Genomic DNA, 17,240 nt, shown 5'->3' with positions numbered 1-17,240 from the left:
CCATTCAAATAAGTTAACAACTGGTAAGATTAATGAATTAGCTTATCGGTTGCTATAATTAATAAGTATATACCGTACCATATTATTACGCTGCCTAGAATAACCCTAGTCCAAACATGGTTGAAAATAGTGTTTATTTTCTGACTGACGAGTCCTACGCTTATCATGGCAGGAAAGGTGCCTAACGCGAAAAATAACATCACACCTGCACCATGTGATGCTGATGGGCTAGTCAGTGCCCAGGTTAGCGCTGAATAAACTAATCCACAGGGCAACCAGCCCCACAAAGCGCCATAGAGCAGGGCCTTTGGGGTAGTGTCAACCGGTAATAAATAACGATTAAGTTTAGCTAAATGCTGCCATACCAGGGTTTTGCCAAGTTTTTCTAGCCACTGTAGAGTTGCCGCTAAACGCATAATGTAAACCCCAACAAGGAGCATAAAAATACCACTCAAAAACGACAACGCTATCGATATAGAAGTATTTTGCGCTGCAAAGCGACTACTAATTCCTGCTACAAGAGCACCGGCAAGCATGTAACTTAGTGCGCGGCCTAGGTTATAAGCAACCGAAAAGCTCACTGCACGGTTTTTGTTGGCGGCAAGTTGTAAACTACTGGCAATGCCACCACACATCGCTAGGCAATGACCACTGCCTAACAAGCCCATTATAAATGCACTAATAAACAGCGGATCAATCATTACTTTTGTTGTGCTGCTCTTTATCGTCTTCGAACAGGATACTGTGGCCCTGTTTGTTTAAATCAGAAAATTGTTCGCTTTTTACAGCCCAAAAGAATACCCCAATGGCAATTAGCACAAATAAAATGGCAATTGGGATAAGCATGTAGATGATACTCATAGTTTTAATAACCTTAATGAGTTGGTAATAACCAAAATGGAGCTTGCAGACATACCAATTACGGCCATCCAAGGAGCAACAAGCCCAAGGGCTGCCAGTGGTAAAATCGAACCATTGTAAATAAGTGATAATGCCAAGTTTTGCTTAACAATACGGCGGGTCTTTTTCGAGACAGTAAGCAAATGCTCTATGGCTGTTAGATCACTATTGAGTAATACCACATCGGCACTATTTTTGGAAATATCAGCGCCTGTTTCCATTGCAATAGATAAATGGGCACTGGCAAATACTGGGCTGTCATTTACGCCATCACCCACCATAGCAACAATGGCACCTTTACTTGCAAGTGCTTCGACATGGGTTTGTTTGTCGCGAGGGCTACATGCAGCATGCACGGTATCTAAATTGAGCTGTTTTGCAATTCGCTCACCACTGTTAGAGGCATCGCCCGTTAACATATGGCACTTAATTTGTTGTGAATGAAGTGTAGTAATCAATTTTTCTGCGTTATTACGTAGGCTGTCGGCTAAGTAAAAGCGCGCAATGACTTGTTTATCGATATATAAGGTTGCTTGAGCATCTGCTTTTTCGGTATTGAACCAACCGCTTTTACCTATCGCAAGGTGCTGATCATTGAGTAAAGCGGTAATGCCTTTACCTGGTTCGATTGTGACATTCTCAATCGGATTAACTGAGTCATTGTAAGTTGCAAATGCATTAGCAATAGGGTGCTCAGAGAAGCTTTCAAGTTGTGCTGCTAGTCGTAATGTATCTGCTTCACTGTACTGGCTATTTACTAGTTCAACACGCTCTATAGTGAAACGACCTTGGGTCAGGGTGCCTGTTTTATCAAAGGCAATATCGGTTAGTTGCGGTAGCGTTTCTAACACATGGGCTTGTTTAATTAAAATTCCACGCTTTGTAAGGCTGGCTACAGCACATGTGAGAGCGGTTGGAATTGCTAAGCTAAGCGCACAAGGGCAGGTTGCAACAAGTACAGAAATAGTAACCCAAAAGGCATGCTCGGGGTCTATTTGATACCAACCAATTGCTGTTATTGAGGCGAACACTAATAAGCAGGCAACAAACCACTGCGCTACTTTATCTGTTATCTCAACTAATCGCGGGCGCTTGGTTAACGCTGTGTGTTGTAACTTAATAATTTGATTAAGCAGGGTATTTTGACCGATTTTGTTGATCTCAATACTGATCACGCCATCGTGGTTAATCGTTCCTGCGTAAACTTGATGGCTGACAAACTTGTTAACTGGCTGGTGTTCACCCGTCATCATGGCTTCATCAACGGTTGTTTGACCTTTTGTAACAATACCATCAGCAGGAATAGTCTCGCCTGCTTTGATTAATACAATATCACCCAGTTTTAGTTTTTTAGCGGCAATTATCGATTCTTGGTTATTCTCATCGATAATACGAGCTGTAAGCGGCAGTAACTTTTGCAAGTTAGCGGTAAATTCACTGGCTTTTAAACGGGCTCTAAATTCTAAATATTTACCTAATAATAATAAGAAGGTAAACATACAGATAGATTCAAAATAAACTTCGCCAACCGACATTAATGTGGCATAACAGCTTGCCCCATAAGCACCAAAAATCGCTAATGAAACGGGTAAGTCCATATTCAGCTGTTTGGCTTTTAAACCATTAATGGCATTGGTTAAGAATGGCAGGGCACTGTAAAGAATAACTGGAGAAGCAAGCACTAAGCTTATCCAGCGAAAATACTGCTCGAAATTCTCTTCCATGCCAGAGAACATGCCAAAATACATGGCAAAAGCAAACATCATTACTTGCATGGTCATCAGACCGGCAACCCCTAAACGGCGGATATAAGCTTTTGCGGCTTGTTGTTTTTGGCTCGCTTCAAGGTCTGCCTGAAACGGATAGGCTTTATAACCGATTTCGTGTAATGAGGTGATAATTTGGCTAAGCGGTGTAACCGATTTATCCCATTGGATCATGGCACGATTAGTCGAAGTATTTACATCAACACGTTTGATTGCTTTTAAGTTAAGTAGTTGTTTTTCGATTAACCAAGCGCAGGCAGCACAGGTGATGCCTTCAACCGTTAATAGTACTTCTGATAAATCATTAGTGGCTGAAATAAACTCGTCTTGAATATCTTCGTTATCGTAACTTTTAATCAACTCAAGTTGCTCTGGAACAAGTTGTTCAACTTTACCAGAGCGCACAGTTCTAAATTTATAGTAATCGGTCATGCCTTGGGCGACGATATTCTCAGCAACCGTTTGGCAACCAATACAACACATAGGTTGTGCCTTACCGTCTATTTCGACAGTCGCATTAAAGCCTTTTGGCACACTTTCAAGACAATGAAAGCAATTATCGGACATTAGAGTTTACTACTTATATTCAGGGCTAATCGAAATCGTTTTATCAGTTGGCAAAATGACATCTTCTTTAAGTTTCCAACTGTTATCGATTGGTTCAATAAACACTGTGTATGCACCGTCAACATGGGTGTCGAGTAGGGCAGTAAAATCGCCATGGGCGTTTTTCATTAGGCTTACATCAAAGTCATTGGCTTTAATGGTGCGATGATAAAATGACATTTTTAAAGAGTGAACATTGCTTGCATCACCCTTGGTGAAAGTGAAAGTTACTTTGTCGCCTGCAACATTTAAATCGCCATGTAAATAAAGTGCTTTTGCTTTATTAAATTTGCTGAGTTCAAGGTTAATTGCTTTGCCTTTTTTATAGTAATCATCAACAACCATATCTGGGCCGTTGCCAATCGCCATATAAATAAGACCAGCACAGCCGATGATGGCTGCAAGAGGAAAAGAGATTAAAAACCATGGCCAAAAGTTTTTATACCAAGGAGTGGGTTTCATAGTACTTATACCTTTAAAAACGTTGTACGCATTTTATCGGATTTAAAAGCAAAAGACTAAAAAAAAGCCTCCAGATGGAGGCTTTTTTGATCTTAATTAATCTATTGAATTAAAAGATTAATTGTTTATACATTTTATTAACCGCGTGGTTATTTATCTTGCGATAAGCTGTAAACGTACGCTGTTAATAAGTGAACTTTATCTTCACCTAAAATGTCTTTCCATGCTGGCATTACACCGGCGCGGCCATTGATTAGTGTTTCTTCAACAGCACGTTTAGAACCACCATATAACCAGATGTTATCTGTTAGGTTAGGTGCACCAAATGGTAAATTGTGTGCAACTGAACCTTTACCGTCAGCACCGTGACACGCAGCACACATTGCAAACTTAGCAGCACCTGCAGCAGCGTCTTTTTGGTTAACAGTACGGCCTGAAAGGCTAAGTACGTGAGCAGTCATTTCTTTAATGCCTTGCTCGCCAAGTGCATCACCCCAAGGTGGCATCGCAGCAACACGACCGTAAAGAAGTGTTTCTTTGATCTTGTCTGGTGTACCGCCGTATAACCAATCGTTATCCGTTAGGTTAGGGAAGCCTTGACCACCACGTGCATCTGAACCATGACATTGTGCACAGTTTTGAGAGAATAAACGTTGACCAATCTCAAGCGCTTTTTCATCTTTAACTAGTGTTTCAATATCTTGTTTTGCGAATGACTCAAAGATTGGGCCAAAACGCTCATCAGCAGCGATAAATTCTTGGTCTAATTGAACGTTCTCACCGTTAGCTAATGCTTGTTCAGTCGCTTCTTTAGACTCAGCTAAAGAAGTAATACCTTGGTTAGAACTTGTCCATTTACCTAAACCTTCCCAGTTACCTAAACCTGGGTAAGCAGCAAGGTAGTATACAGACCAAATGAATGTCGCGAAGAACATGTAAGTCCACCATTTTGGTAGTGGGTTGTTTAGTTCTTCAATGCCGTCAAACTCGTGACCACAGCTTTCGCCTTCTTTAACACCTGTGTAGTTTTTTAAGTTCCACAGAAGTAGGCCGAAGATGATAGCAAGACACGCTAGGGTTAATACGATAACCCATATACTCCAAAAGCTAGTCATTTCTCAGACTCCTTTTCCTCGTTAGAGATTGTGTTGTTGTGTTTTTTTTCATCTTCAAATATGGCATTAGCAGCGTTATCAAATCGGCTTTTGCTACGCTTGCTGTATGCCCATACAACAATCACAATAAACAGTACTAAAATTACCAGAGTCAAAATGCCTCTGTATGTTCCGTAATCCATAATAATTACTTCAAGTGTGTGCCAAGCTGTTGTAAGTAAGCGATTAGAGCTTGCATTTCAGTTGCGCCTTCACCATTGTTCATGGCTTCGATTTTCGCAATGTCAGCTTTTAGCTCTTCGTCGCTTCCGTAACCTTTACCGTCGTAACGGTCGCTTGCTTTGTCGATTCCGAAGCTATCACGGAATACTTGAAGCTTTTTAAGTGTATGGGTCGTATCGACTCTGTTTTCGTCTAACCAAGGAAACGCTGGCATGTTTGACTCAGGAACCACAGCACGTGGGTCCATTAAGTGAGCATGGTGCCAATCGTCTGAGTAACGCTCACCAACACGAGCTAGGTCAGGACCAGTACGCTTAGAACCCCATTGGAATGGGTGATCCCATACTGACTCACCAGCTACAGAGTAGTGACCGTAACGCTCAACCTCGTCACGGAAAGGACGAATCATTTGTGAGTGACAGTTGTAACAACCTTCACGCACGTAGATATCACGACCTTCCATTTCTAACGCTGTAAGAGGGCGTAAGCCATCAACAGGTTTAGTCGTATCGTCTTGGAACATTAGTGGAGTAATCTCAACTAACGCACCAAAGCTGATTGCAAAGACAGTCAAGATAGCCATTAGGCCAACGTTCTTTTCGACTATTTCGTGTTTGTTTTGTGAATTATTATTGCTCATCGTGCTACTCCATTATGCCAATTGTGCGTCAGCGTCTAATTGAAGCGAATCTTTCTTCGCTGCAATAGTACGATAAACGTTGTAAGCCATAATTAGCATACCTGTTACGATGAATACACCGCCTAGGAAACGCATGATATAGAACGGATACGAAGCTTCTAATGACTGTACAAAGCTGTACATTAACGTACCGTCTGAGTTTACTGCACGCCACATTAGACCTTGCATTACACCTGAAATCCACATTGCTACGATGTATAGAACAACACCAACAGTGTGTAACCAGAAGTGCGTGTTAACTAGTTTAACACTGTACATACGGCCTTGTGAGAATAGTGCAGGGATTAGGTGATAGATAGCACCGATAGAAATCATTGCAACCCAACCTAGTGCACCTGAGTGTACGTGACCTACAGTCCAGTCAGTGTAGTGAGAAAGCGCGTTAACTGACTTAATAGCCATCATTGGGCCTTCGAACGTAGACATACCGTAGAAAGATAGAGAAACAACTAAGAAACGAAGTACTGGGTCAGTACGTAGTTTATGCCATGCACCTGATAACGTCATGATACCGTTGATCATACCACCCCAAGATGGAACGAATAGGATTACTGACATAACCATACCTAAGCTTTGCGTCCAGTCTGGAAGCGCAGTGTAGTGTAGGTGGTGAGGACCTGCCCAGATGTATAAAGAAACAAGAGCCCAGAAGTGAACTACCGATAAACGGTAAGAGTAAACAGGGCGACCTGCTTGTTTTGGTACGAAGTAGTACATCATACCTAAGAAACCAGCAGTTAATAAGAAACCAACAGCGTTGTGACCGTACCACCACTGAACCATTGCATCTACAGCACCTGCGTAGATAGAGTATGATTTAGTTAGTGAAACTGGAATTGCCATGCTGTTTACAATGTGTAAAACGGCAACAGTAATGATGAAACCAGCGTAGAACCAGTTCGCAACATAGATGTGCGATACTTTACGCTTGATTAACGTACCAAAGAATACAACTGCGTAAGTTACCCAAACAACGGCGATAAGAATATCGATTGGCCATTCAAGTTCAGCGTATTCTTTTGAGCTGGTGATACCTAATGGTAAGGTAATCGCTGCTAGTACGATAACAAGTTGCCAACCCCAGAAGGTGAAGGCTGCTAGTTTATCTGAGAAAAGGCGCGTTTGACATGTACGTTGTACGACGTAATAAGACGTCGCAAAAAGTGCACTTGTACCAAATGCGAAAATTACTGCGTTCGTGTGTAACGGACGTAGTCGAGAGTAAGTTAACCATGGTGTATCAAAGTTAAGTGCTGGCCAAGCTAATTGGGCAGCAATCAGAACCCCAACACTCATGCCAACGATGCCCCAAATCACTGTCATAATAGCGAATTGGCGTACAACTTTATAATTGTACTCAGTTTGTGATGCTACTGTTTGGCTCATTTTCTGGCTTCCGCTGCAATAAATGCGTTTTAGAAATGAATTACCCACTTTAATACAAAGTGGGGCCTACTATTACTTCACAAGCGTGTTACCTAAAGCCAACTTAGCGGTGCTAGCTTCAGAAAACAAACTCGAGAAACCCTTATTTTTGCGATGGAAATGATAAAATTTTTGACCTTAAAAAGATAGGTCAATTGCATAAAATTATGACATCAATCAAATTTTAGCGCTTTGTTGGTTATTTTTTGTCAGAGATTGTATTTTTATTAGCTTATTCCATCTAGCATGGTTGTCTTTTCGCGGGTAGCTCACTAGTATCCGCTTTTATTTTATACAGGCAAATAGAGTGCGAACTAGTTTTTTACCCGTTTTCCTTTTCAGTGTATTTTTAGCTGCATGTGATAGCCAAAGTATAGAAGAGGGCAGCACAAGTACAAGTTGTGAGAACAATAGTCATTGTTATTACCCTAATAATGCAGAAGTTTGGCTGAGCAACCCAGATGTCAGCCCTGAGTTGCCTTTTGCAATCAACCTAAAGCTGCCGAAAGATGCTAAAAACCTCTCTGCAAAACTTGAAGGGGTCACTATGTATATGGGTTTTATTCCACTGCAGTTTAAACAGACAGGGCAAGTTTGGGTTGCTGATACTATGGTTGGCGCATGCTCTGAGCCTGTAATGACCTGGAAAATGATGCTCACTTATACTACTGGTGACAATCAACCACAAACTTTGCTTTATTATTTCGATTCACTGCAAACTCGATAACATCTTCCCTTATTTATTGTTGATCACAGCTTTTGATTATTTAAAAGCTGTGATTTATGTCATTCCTTCGTCATCTTTTTCTACTTTAATGTTCTTTATTAGTCGTATCTTTATACGGTATTGCAAACTGACGGAACAAAACCAAGAAATCATTCTCTAATACACTGTTTAACGGACTAACTTTGTCTATTTAGTTAATTTTAGTGAATAACTATGGTTAGCAGTCTTACCAAGCTTTTACGGTTTTTATAACGTTGTGTGATCAACTTGTAAAAATTTCATTTGTAGCACTAATCGGCCTTTAGTTACACTTGATTACAAAGTGCGTGCAATTGATTTCAATCGTGTTTTTTTTGCTACTTAATAATGTTAGCTTGCTGATGTGGCAGTGTTTTTTTCTGTTAACATTGATACATCGTGAAACCTTATTACCCAAAATGGATACGCTATTTTGGGGTTGTTTTTTCTTTGACCTGTCATTCAGTTTTCGTTCAGTTAACTGAGCCTAAGTTGCCCTCCGCTGACTCGTGATTCTAATAATAACGAGCGCTACCTGACTAAAGGTAAATTTCCAACAAGTAGGGTTTTCACATGAAAAAATCAATTCTTGGTTTAGCTGTTGTTTCAGCAATCCCAATGTTCTCAAGCATGCAAGTTTTAGCTGCTGATGATGCAGCAGAGTCTATTGAAAAAATTCAAGTTACAGGTTCTCGCATTAAGCGTACCGATATGGAGACGTCTAGTCCTGTAACTTTAATCGGCGCAGATGACATCAAAGCAATGGGTGCATCAAGCATCGATGGCGTTCTACAAAAAATGACTGCAGCAAGCGGTGCGATGACTAACCCTGCTGTTAACAACGGTTCAGGCGGTAACGCACGTGTTGACCTACGTGGTTTAGGCGCACAACGTACTCTAGTACTAGTAAATGGTCGTCGTATGATCAACTCTGGTACTGGCGCAGCATCTACTGTTGACTTAAACACAATCCCAGTATCAATGATCAAGCAAGTTGAAGTACTAAAAGACGGCGCATCTGCTGTATATGGTACTGACGCGGTAGCTGGTGTTGTTAACATCATCTTAAAAGACGACTTCGAAGGTCTAGACATGAACCTTAACGGTGCTATCACTGGTGAAGGCGATGCAGACGAAACGTCTTTCGATATCACAATGGGTTCAAGCTTTGACCGTGGTAACGTTGTAATTGGTTTACAATACACAGACCGTGGCGACGCTTCTCAAGCAGACCGTGATTTCTCTGATTGTCCAATCGAAGAAGATTACGAAAACGGTAGCTTCTACTGTGGTGGTTCTTCTTACACGCCTTTCGGCCACGTTTGGGCTGAAAATGCAAGCTTACAAGGTCAAGCAGACGGCGAGTGGCACGACTTCACTTCAGCAGGTGATGCTTACAACTACTCAGCAACAAGCTACCTTTACACGCCAATGCGTCGTTTAAACCTAACAGGTATCGGCCATTTTGACGTAACTGATGAAACGCGTTTAGTTTCTGAGTTCACTTACTCTAAGCGTTGGTCAACTCAACAAATGGCTCCACAGCCAGTATGGTTTGACTTCACTTACGATGCGGACACAATGGGTGACTCACTTCTTTCTCACGGCGTAGCTGACGGTGAAGACATCTCTTACGGTCGTCGTATGACTGACGTAGGTCCTCGTGGCTATGAGCAAGTTGTTGACACTGTACGTGCAGTAATCGGTCTTGACGGTGCATTTGACAACGGTTGGGGCTGGGATACTTCAGTAGTATTCGGTCGTAACGACTCAGTTGACCGCGCAACTAACCTACTTAACATGGGTTCAATCCAAGACGCAATCGAAGAGGGTACTTTCAACCCACTTAACCAAGCTGATTGGTCAGGTAGCAACCTTGCACAGTACAACTACACTGAAAACAACTCAGGTGGTAGCCAATTATTAGTTCTTTCTGCTGGCCTTAACGGTGAAGTAATGGAACTTCCTGCTGGTTATGTTGGTTTCGCTGCTGGTATCGAGCGTCGTGAAGAAAAAGCATGGTACGTTCCAGATTCACTAACTTCACAAGGTCTTGCAAATGACCCACGTGTTGAACCAACTGGTGGTCGTTTTGACGTAAACGAAGCTTACGTTGAATTCGCTGTTCCACTTCTAGCTGACGCACCATTTGCTCAAATGGTTGACTTAAGCGCTGCTGTTCGTGCATTCGATTACAGCACATTTGGTTCAGATGAAACTTGGAAATTAGGTCTAACTTGGCGTGTAAACGACGAACTAATGCTACGTGCTGTTCGTTCAACTGCATTCCGTGCTCCTACAGTATCTGAGCTTTACCAAGGTAAATCACCTTCATTCGAACAAGTTAACTTCCCTGGTGCACAAGACCAAGCTGAAGTAACTGTTGGTGGTAACGATCAATTAACGCCAGAGCTTGCTGATACAGTAACTGCTGGTTTCGTATACGCTCCAGAATGGTTCGACGGTTTCTCAATGACTGTTGACTACTACGAAATCGAAATTGAAAACTCAATTTCAAGCGTAAACAACCAGTACATCGTTGAAAACTGTCTTGATGCTTCTACTGGTGCATACAAGAACCAAGATACTGCTCTATGTCAGTCTTCTGCAATCAACTTCAACCAAAGCACTGGTCGCATTAGCTTCAACAACCAATTACAAAACATTGGTAATGAATCTACTAAAGGTTACGACGTAAACTTCAAGTATGCATTTGAAGCTGCAGGTCTTAACTGGCGCACAGGTCTTGATGTAACAATCCTTGATGAGTACATCGTTGATTCAGGCACAAGCACAATCGATTACACAGGTCTTGTAACTTCAGGTATCGGTAGCTACGCGAAAGTTAAGTCTAACTTCACTCTTAACGCGTCTGGCGACAACTGGGATGCACAATACCAAGCACGTATGATCGACGGTCTAGACAGCTACGCATGTCTTGCTGACGACAGCGAGTGTCTAGTACCAAGCGTTGGTACTGTTGTATACCACGACATCAGCGGTTCATACATCCTGAACGACACAGTGTCATTCTCTGCAGGTGTTAACAACTTATTCGATAAGCAAGCACCTTACTACTCAGGTAACAATGACTCAAACACTGACCCGTACACATACGATGTACTAGGTCGTCGTTTCTTCGCTGGTATGAACATCAAGTTCTAATCTAGTTTGAAATGATTACTAAGGCCCAGTTTTTACTGGGCCTTTTTTATTGTCTGAAAGCCTATCAACGCGTAAACTATAGAGGTACTTTTAACAAACGAGGTGATATTGCTTAAACAAGACGAAAACTTATCTTTTATTATTGAGCCTGAGCTTAAACCACGCACAGAGCAACGACTCGACCTGTATTTCTCCATTCCGAATGAAATGAGTGTTAACCCACAAACACTGAGCGAAGAATCATTCTTTAATAATAACTTTAAATCGCACCTTGCGTATAACGCTAACAACATTCACTTACCCTTAGTTAGAAGCCGCTTTGTTAGTAAAAACAAAGGTGAACAGCAAGATTATCGGCAAAACTTAAACTTATATTGTTATCAAGTTCGACTCGCGCTGAATGCCGATATTAAAGACACCCTAAAACACCAAGAAGCCGATGAGTTTTACCCTGCAGCCATTGAGTTGTGCGAGCAAACCAAAGGCTTGTTGAAAAAACTAAGACGCTACACCCCAGATGATGAAAAGCTACTGCCATTTTATAAAAACGCTGATAACTACTTAAGCTGGCATGTAGAGCAGTCATTTTTGAAACTACTGGATGAAGGGCCGCGCAGTAGTGATTTTGCAAAAGAGCGCAGTGAGCTATTAGAGTTTTGTAAAGCTGAAAACAGTTACCGTGAAGAGCAAGAATATAATTCGCAATCAACACTTGAAGATGCCAACCGTATCACCAACAAAATGCGCCTATTACAACGTTTGATTGAGCATGGAGTGGTGCTTACACGTAGCACGCGTCACTTAAACAGTTATTTAAAACGTATGGTAAAGGGCACGGTGACCGCTGTGATCATGGCCTTTGTGATGTTGGTTGTGTTAAATGCTCGCTCAAACTTTACCGAAGTAACAGCGACGTTGATTTTGATCTTGGGTGTTATTTATGGTCTTCGTGAAATATTTAAAGAAGACATAACACGGGTGATCTGGCGAGCTATCGTACGAGGGCGACCTAAATGGCGCTTTCAATTTAAAAACAGCATAACCAAAGACAAAATTGCCAGCCAATACATTTGGCTTGAATACACCAGTTTTAAACGCCTGCCTAAAGCGGTAAGAAGAATTTTTTCAAAGCGCCGCCATCAAAATAAACAGGCTGCTCAGTGGCTGCATTTTGCAAGCGAAACACAAGTTAACGCTAAAGAGTTTTTACCTGGCTACGATACCTTGCAACAAACCATGCAATTTAGCTTGGCACCGTTTGCTCGCTATTTAAAGCGGGGTGAAGGTAAGCTCTATCATCTAGATAGCAATAAAATCTCTAAGAAAGCCGTAGAGAGGCGTTATCAGTTAAATGTGGTATTAGTGTTTACACAAAGCGAAGATGAAACTTTGTATCAGCGCTACAAGATTACGTTAAATCGCAGCAAAATTGTCAATATTGAGCGTATTTACTCGCAAACTGACATTTTGAAAGATGAAAGATGAAAGATGAAAGATGAAAGATGAAAGGGTGGCCTTGGCCACCCATTTCGGTTTATTTAGCGTCTAAACCTGTTTTGCTGTAAAGCGACACTTTGTCTGATACTAAGGTAATTTCGATATTTTTATCTTTGTTACCCCAGATACAGTTAGTGTGTAGTGTCTTTTCTTCACACTTATCAGCTGAACCTAAAATAGCTTCAACCTCAGTTTTATCCATACCAATTTCAATTTTTTCGTAGTTCTCTAAATTTACTTTTGAGCAACCAGCTAAAGTAAGTGCCGCAGCCGCAGCTGCAATTGCCATATATTTTTTCATAATTGTATCCATTAATGGTTGTAGCGTCTTATTTGCACGATCATCCCCATACGTGGGTGATCAAAATAATGTATCTCGTTACTGATCACACGTTTGAATTGTGAAAAACGTGCTTTTTCGTAATCACCAGTTTCTAAGCGCTGACTAATATCAAAATCTGCATTTATAAACAGGTAGTGACGAACATAAATCTTCATTAAACCGTCTAATTCCCACTCAGGCACATTTTGCAGCTGATCGGGAATGTAGCGCTCAGTAGGGCCGACTAAACTAATAAAATCGTTGTTTTCTTCTACAGGACTTGCGTGTTTTGCTAAGTGCTCGCCGGCAAAGAGGCGGATACTCGGTGCTCTTCTTTCACTCATTTCAGGAAAACGCCAGCCGGTGTGCAAAATAGGGGTTAAGCCTTTTCTATCAAGCTGATTTTTTTGCTCAACAAACTGTAATTGTTCTGGCGCCATTAAATAAATTTCGTCAGTGTCTTCACGGGGCTCAACAACGGGTGTCACAGGCAGTTGATTATAGCTTGCTAAAAAATCAACACTGTCATCACATACGTTTGAGTGAGGGTTGGTATTGACTAAAGAATCAGTGAACGAATCTGAGCGAAAGCGGCTATCGCCTTCAATACAAGCCTGTTTTGCTTGCTCTGTGTATGCAGGAGATAATAAATCTTTGCTACGCTTATCCTTGATTTCATCGTGTTTTAAACTGAAATCTTCCTGTAAATAAGGAGCCGGGCGCTGTTTATAAATAAGAACTTCTATTTCGAACCAACGTGCTGCAAATGACGAGCTTGTAAATAAGCAACAAAGCAGTAGTAAACTATTTCTAAACAACATTAATGGCTAACCTTTTTTTCGAAATCTGCAATCATTGCAGTGACCATTTTTAAGCGTTCGCGAGCGTTAGCTTCGCTAATTGCAAAGCGCAGTTTGTTTGCGCCATCCATTTTATACACCTGCGGTGCACTTTGTATCAAACCTATAATGAAGCTAGGGTTAACCTTTGTATGCTGGCTAAACTCAAAATAACCGCCTTTCGGGTTTGCTTCAATCTTCTTAATGCCAATATTACTTGCTTGCAGTTTTAAATGTTGCAAACTGAATAAGTTTTTTGTGGCGTCAGGTAGTAGACCAAAACGGTCAATCAGCTCTACCTGTAACTCGTCCATATCATTGAGGTTAGCACAGCTTGCAATGCGTTTATAGATACCTAAACGAGCATTTACATCATGAATATAATCATCAGGCAATAACGCTGGCAGCTTTAAGTCAACCTCAGTTTGCTGACCTAATAAGTTCTCAAGGGTTGGCTCTTTACCTTCTTTGAGGGAGTTAACCGCTTGCTCAAGCATTTCCATATACAAACTAAAGCCAATGGTTTGCATTTGACCTGATTGATCATCACCAAGCAGTTCACCAGCACCACGAATTTCTAAATCATGAGTTGCAAGCGCAAAACCTGCACCCAAGTCTTCAAGTGACTCTATCGCTTCTAATCGTTTAACCGCATCTTTACTCAGTGATTTAGGGTTACCAGTGAGTAGGTATGCATACGCTTGGTGATGGCTACGGCCAACACGACCACGTAACTGATGCAGTTGTGCCAGACCGAGTTTATCTGCTCTATCCATAATAATGGTGTTGGCAGTGGGTACATCGATACCGGTTTCGATAATAGTGGTACACACAATCACGTTATATTTTTGGTGATAAAAATCACTCATGATTTGTTCAAGCTCGCGTTCTCGCATTTGACCATGTGCGGTTGTTACGCTGGCTTCAGGCACCCATTCGCTAATTTCTTCAGCAACTCGGTCTATGGTTTCAACATTATTGTGTAAGAAATACACCTGACCACCGCGTTTAATCTCACGCAGAATTGCTTCGCGAATAAGTTCAGCATCTCTTTGTCTTACAAAGGTTTTAACCGCTAAACGTTTCGCAGGCGGTGTAGCTATGATTGATAAGTCACGCATACCACTCATTGCCATGTTTAATGTACGTGGGATAGGGGTCGCTGTGAGCGTTAAAATATCGACATCTGCACGTAATGCTTTAATTTTTTCTTTTTGACGCACCCCAAAACGGTGCTCTTCGTCAACAATCAATAAGCCCAAATCTTTAAATTGAATATCTTGTTGAATAAGCTTGTGAGTACCAATTACGATATCTAATTTACCCTCAGCCATTTTATCTAGGGTGTCTTTTTGCTCTTTGGTTGAGTTAAAGCGCGATAAAACACCCACCTCAATTGGTAAATCGGCAAAGCGGTCTTTAAAGTTTTCATAATGTTGCTGTGCAAGTAGTGTGGTTGGTACAAGTACCGCAACTTGCTTGTTATCATTCACGGCCACAAAGGCTGCGCGCATTGCAACTTCGGTTTTACCAAAGCCAACGTCACCACATACTAAACGATCCATCGCTTGCTTACTTTGCATATCACCGAGCACAGACTCAATGGCGTTGCGTTGATCGTCAGTTTCTTCAAATGGGAAGCTGTCGCTAAACTGACGATAAGCACTGCCATCAAGCTCAAATTTATTGCCAGGCTTTGCTTGGCGTTTAGCGTAAATATCTAAGAGTTCAGCAGCCACATCACGCACTTTTTCAGCGGCACGTTTTTTTGCTTTTTCCCACGCATCGGAGCCTAATTTATGGAGCGGGGCAGAGGCTTCTTCACCACCTGAATAGCGGCTCAGCATATGTAACGCAGAAACGGGCACGTAAAGCTTTGCCTCGTTGGCGTAGATGATCGTAACAAACTCAGTGATCACACCGGCAGCATCAATGGTTTCAAGGCCTTGATAGCGTCCTACACCATGATCAAGGTGCACAATAGGTTGACCTTCACGTAGTTCAGCAAGGTTACGAATAAGTGCATCTTGGCTGGCTTCGTATTTGTGTTTACGGCGTCGACGTTGCGAGACCTTAATGCCTAGTAATTCTTGCTCTGTGATAATAGTTAAACGCGGCTTACCGTCTAACACCACACTTTGCTCAAGTGGCGAAACAATTAGGCCAACATCACTCGAACTATTGGTAAAATCGCTAAACGATTCAAATTCTTTAAGCTTTAAACCACTTGGCTTTAATAAGGTGAGTAATGATTCGCGGCGGCCATCCGATTCAACCGAGAGCAGCACGCGGCCTTTTTGTTTTTTCTCACTGGCAACATAGTCAATTAAACCTTGGTAAGGTTCATGTAACTTATGATCAATACGAACATTTGGCAGCTCTTTACTAGCAAGGTTGGTGTGACCCGCTTTGGTGCCTAATTTTGCTTGTGATAAGCGAATACGTGCATATTTACCAAACTCACCAAATAGTTCATTAACGCTTTGATACAGCTTTACAGGTTCAAGTAAAGGTCTGAGCGGATCAACACGACGGTTTTCATAGCGTACATTCACATCATGCCAAAACTGATCAGCAGCATGCTCAATATCGCCAAAATGCATAAACGTTGTATTGCTTGGTAAGTAATCGAAGATAGTTGCCAATTCATCAAAAAACAGCGGCATATAATATTCGATACCTGCAGGCCAAGTTCCTTTAGTCACCTGCATATAAATTGAGTCTTGCTCAGAGCTTGCGCCAAATTGTTCACGATAATTGATACGAAAACGCTCGATGTCTGAGTCGTTAGTTGGAAACTCGTGAGCTGGCAGTAACTCAATTTTGTCGACTTTTTCATCAGAGCGTTGGCTTTCAACATCAAATAAACGAATGCTGTCTAGCTCATCATCAAAAAAGTCTAAACGAAATGGGTGCGGGCTACCCATAGGGTATAAGTCAACGATAGAGCCGCGAATCGCGTATTCACCATGCTCCATCACTTGTTGTACGTGTAAATAGCCTGCTTGTTCTAAGTTTTCACGTAGTGTGTGTGTATCTAAGGTATCGCCCACTTTAAAGTTAAGGGTTGAACCATAAATAAACGAAGCAGGGGCAGTACGCAGCATCAAGGTCGAAACTGGCACGATTAATACGCTTTGTTGTTCTTTTTTTAAGGTATTTAACGTGGCTAAGCGCGCTGAAATAATATCTTGATGTGGCGAAAAATGATCGTAAGGGAGTGTTTCCCAGTCAGGGAAGACCATGACTGGGTTTTCAGGCAACAGAAATTCGAGTTCAGTTTCAAGGCGTAGGGCGCTTGGTGTATCTGGGGTGACAATCACAACCAGCTCGTTGTGTTGCTTTACACCTTCTGCGATAGCGATGCTAAGCCCGCTACCGGTAAGTTGTCCCCATTGAATTTTATCTTTTTCAGATTTTACCCAAGGCAATGCTGCCCATTGCGCAAACGCCATTTACTACTCCTTTAAACTGTT

At 41.7% G+C, this 17,240-nt stretch carries 14 protein-coding genes; 3 read left to right on the top strand and 11 right to left on the bottom strand.

Translation table 11 applies throughout. The features are described from left to right. Positions 1-29: 29 nt before the first annotated feature. The 8 genes from AADY36_RS09380 to ccoN all read right to left on the bottom strand — a co-directional run bounded on the left by AADY36_RS09380 (position 30) and on the right by ccoN (position 7,157). Positions 30-701, bottom strand: coding sequence for a sulfite exporter TauE/SafE family protein (locus tag AADY36_RS09380; protein ID WP_054561327.1), 672 nt, complete (start codon positions 699-701; stop codon positions 30-32). Then, positions 694-861, bottom strand: coding sequence for a cbb3-type cytochrome oxidase assembly protein CcoS (gene ccoS, locus AADY36_RS09375; RefSeq protein ID WP_054553052.1), 168 nt, complete (start codon positions 859-861; stop codon positions 694-696). Before ccoS ends, AADY36_RS09380 begins: the two co-directional genes overlap by 8 nt. Further along, positions 858-3,233, bottom strand: coding sequence for a heavy metal translocating P-type ATPase (locus AADY36_RS09370; protein WP_342408890.1), 2,376 nt, complete (start codon positions 3,231-3,233; stop codon positions 858-860). Before AADY36_RS09370 ends, ccoS begins: the two co-directional genes overlap by 4 nt. Before the next feature lie 9 nt (positions 3,234-3,242). Then, on the bottom strand, positions 3,243-3,734 hold the full coding sequence (locus AADY36_RS09365) for a FixH family protein (RefSeq protein ID WP_054561329.1): 492 nt from the start codon (positions 3,732-3,734) through the stop codon (positions 3,243-3,245). A 149-nt stretch (positions 3,735-3,883) separates the two neighbouring features. Next, on the bottom strand, positions 3,884-4,849 hold the full coding sequence (gene ccoP, locus AADY36_RS09360; protein ID WP_054561330.1) for a cytochrome-c oxidase, cbb3-type subunit III: 966 nt from the start codon (positions 4,847-4,849) through the stop codon (positions 3,884-3,886). After that, positions 4,846-5,031, bottom strand: a complete 186-nt coding sequence (locus tag AADY36_RS09355; protein ID WP_054561331.1) for a cbb3-type cytochrome oxidase subunit 3 — start codon at positions 5,029-5,031, stop codon at positions 4,846-4,848. Before AADY36_RS09355 ends, ccoP begins: the two co-directional genes overlap by 4 nt. A gap of 5 nt (positions 5,032-5,036) precedes the next feature. After that, the gene (ccoO, locus tag AADY36_RS09350; RefSeq protein ID WP_054561332.1) at positions 5,037-5,711 is read right to left on the bottom strand and encodes a cytochrome-c oxidase, cbb3-type subunit II; all 675 of its coding nucleotides are present in this window, start codon (positions 5,709-5,711) and stop codon (positions 5,037-5,039) included. 12 nt (positions 5,712-5,723) lie between these two features. After that, positions 5,724-7,157, bottom strand: a complete 1,434-nt coding sequence (ccoN, locus tag AADY36_RS09345) for a cytochrome-c oxidase, cbb3-type subunit I (protein ID WP_036967883.1) — start codon at positions 7,155-7,157, stop codon at positions 5,724-5,726. 346 nt (positions 7,158-7,503) lie between these two features. On the opposite strand from ccoN, the gene AADY36_RS09340 reads away from it, so the two are divergent. The 3 genes from AADY36_RS09340 to AADY36_RS09330 all read left to right on the top strand — a co-directional run bounded on the left by AADY36_RS09340 (position 7,504) and on the right by AADY36_RS09330 (position 12,591). Next, positions 7,504-7,923: a hypothetical protein gene (locus AADY36_RS09340; protein WP_054561333.1), complete on the top strand. Its 420-nt coding sequence runs from the start codon at positions 7,504-7,506 to the stop codon at positions 7,921-7,923. A 591-nt stretch (positions 7,924-8,514) separates the two neighbouring features. Continuing rightward, positions 8,515-11,106: a TonB-dependent receptor plug domain-containing protein gene (locus AADY36_RS09335; protein ID WP_054561334.1), complete on the top strand. Its 2,592-nt coding sequence runs from the start codon at positions 8,515-8,517 to the stop codon at positions 11,104-11,106. 108 nt (positions 11,107-11,214) lie between these two features. Beyond that, positions 11,215-12,591: a hypothetical protein gene (locus AADY36_RS09330; protein WP_054561335.1), complete on the top strand. Its 1,377-nt coding sequence runs from the start codon at positions 11,215-11,217 to the stop codon at positions 12,589-12,591. Between the two features lie 49 nt (positions 12,592-12,640). Here AADY36_RS09330 and AADY36_RS09325 read toward each other — a convergent pair whose 3' ends face one another. The 3 genes from AADY36_RS09325 to mfd are packed head-to-tail and all read right to left on the bottom strand — an operon-like array spanning position 12,641 to position 17,219. After that, positions 12,641-12,904: a hypothetical protein gene (locus AADY36_RS09325; RefSeq protein WP_055198739.1), complete on the bottom strand. Its 264-nt coding sequence runs from the start codon at positions 12,902-12,904 to the stop codon at positions 12,641-12,643. Positions 12,905-12,915: 11 nt separating this feature from the next. Beyond that, positions 12,916-13,746, bottom strand: a complete 831-nt coding sequence (locus AADY36_RS09320) for a peptidoglycan binding protein CsiV (RefSeq protein WP_285221334.1) — start codon at positions 13,744-13,746, stop codon at positions 12,916-12,918. After that, complete coding sequence (gene mfd / locus AADY36_RS09315) at positions 13,746-17,219, bottom strand: transcription-repair coupling factor (RefSeq protein WP_342408889.1); 3,474 nt, start codon at positions 17,217-17,219, stop codon at positions 13,746-13,748. The genes AADY36_RS09320 and mfd overlap by 1 nt, the downstream gene beginning before the upstream one ends. Positions 17,220-17,240: the final 21 nt, after the last annotated feature.

This window comes from Pseudoalteromonas sp. D15MCD-2, from assembly GCF_038562745.1.
In the GTDB taxonomy this organism is placed as follows: Bacteria; Pseudomonadota; Gammaproteobacteria; order Enterobacterales; family Alteromonadaceae; genus Pseudoalteromonas.
This window is presented reverse-complemented; position numbering and strand designations above follow the sequence as displayed.